The 1,356-nt window shown below is 66.2% G+C and carries 1 protein-coding gene; it reads left to right on the forward strand.

Features of this window, described 5'->3' with window-relative positions:
• Nucleotides 1-105 precede the first annotated feature (105 nt).
• Complete coding sequence (locus ACFU99_RS43850) at nt 106-1,341, forward strand: Ig-like domain-containing protein (protein WP_384404403.1); 1,236 nt, start codon at nt 106-108, stop codon at nt 1,339-1,341.
• Nucleotides 1,342-1,356: the final 15 nt, after the last annotated feature.

A 1,356-nucleotide genomic window follows, 5' to 3' on the forward strand; every position in this document is an offset into this window, starting at 1 on the left:
CTGCTGAATCGGTAAAGGCGTTCTCTACTGGGTGACCGCAAAGCGGGTGTGCCCGTCGATGCGGATCGGGGACGTTGGGGATCAGTAGCAATGGAGAAGCGTGTGATGACGTACGGCAAGCGCCGTAAGGGCCTCGTGGCCGCCGCCGCGGTGCTCGGCGGCGTACTGACCCTCGCCGCTTGTGGCGGGGGAGACGACAAGGGCGGTGACGCGGGTCACGGCAAGTCGCAGAGCAAGGTCGACGAGGCCGCGGCCAAGGACGCCTCCAAGGCGAAGATCAAGATCGCGTCGAAGAACGGCTCCTCCAACGCGAGCATCAACGAGGGCGGCAAGGTCACCGTCTCCGAGGGCAAGCTGACCAAGGTCACCATGACCACGGAGAAGGGCACCCCGGTCGAGGGGTCCATATCCTCCGACGGCTCCTCCTGGGCGCCGAAGAAGGCCCTGGAGCGGCAGACCCCGTACAAGATCGCCGCCGAGGCCCAGGACTCCGACGGCCGCAAGGCCACCGAGAACTCGTCCTTCACGACGGTCGCCCCGGCCAACAGCTTCATCGGCACGTACACCCCTGACGAGGGCTCCACCGTCGGCGTCGGCATGCCCGTGTCGATCAACTTCGACAAGCCGATCAAGGACAAGAAGGCCGTCCAGTCGCACATCACGGTCAACTCCAGCAGCGGCCAGAAGGTCGTCGGCCACTGGTTCGGCACCCAGCGCCTCGACTTCCGCCCGCAGGAGTACTGGAAGGCCGGCTCGACCGTCACCATGAAGATGGACCTCGACAAGGTCGAGTCCGCGCCGGGCGTCCAGGGCGTCCAGCAGAAGACGGTCTCCTTCAAGATCGGCCGCTCGCAGGTCTCCACGGTCGACGCGCGGTCCCACCAGATGACGGTGGTCCGGGACGGCAAGACCATCAAGACCATCCCGATCTCGGCGGGCTCGCCCGACCACACCACGTACAACGGCCAGATGGTGATCTCCGAGAAGTTCAAGGAGACCCGGATGAACGGCGACACGGTCGGCTTCGGCGGTGAGTACGACATCAAGGACGTGCCGCACGCGATGCGCCTGTCCAACTCGGGCACGTTCATCCACGGCAACTACTGGGGCCACGGCATCTTCGGCTCGGCCAACACCAGCCACGGCTGCGTCGGCCTCCAGGACGCCCAGGGCGGCAACGACTCCTCGACCCCCGGTTCGTGGTTCTTCTCGAACTCCATCGTCGGCGACGTCGTGACGGTCAAGGGCTCCGACGACAAGCTCGTCCAGCCCGACAACGGTCTCAACGGCTGGAACATGGGCTGGGACGCCTGGGTGGCGGGCAGCGCGACGGGCGCCTGATCCCTCCCGCTGGTC

This window comes from Streptomyces sp. NPDC057654 (genome assembly GCF_042800135.1).
Taxonomy (GTDB): Bacteria; Actinomycetota; Actinomycetes; order Streptomycetales; family Streptomycetaceae; genus Streptomyces.

Bases quoted from the DNA above. Each gene is read 5' to 3' on its own strand.
- ACFU99_RS43850 (WP_384404403.1), top strand. From the start codon at position 106: ATGACGTACGGCAAGCGCCGTAAGGGCCTCGTGGCCGCCGCCGCGGTG.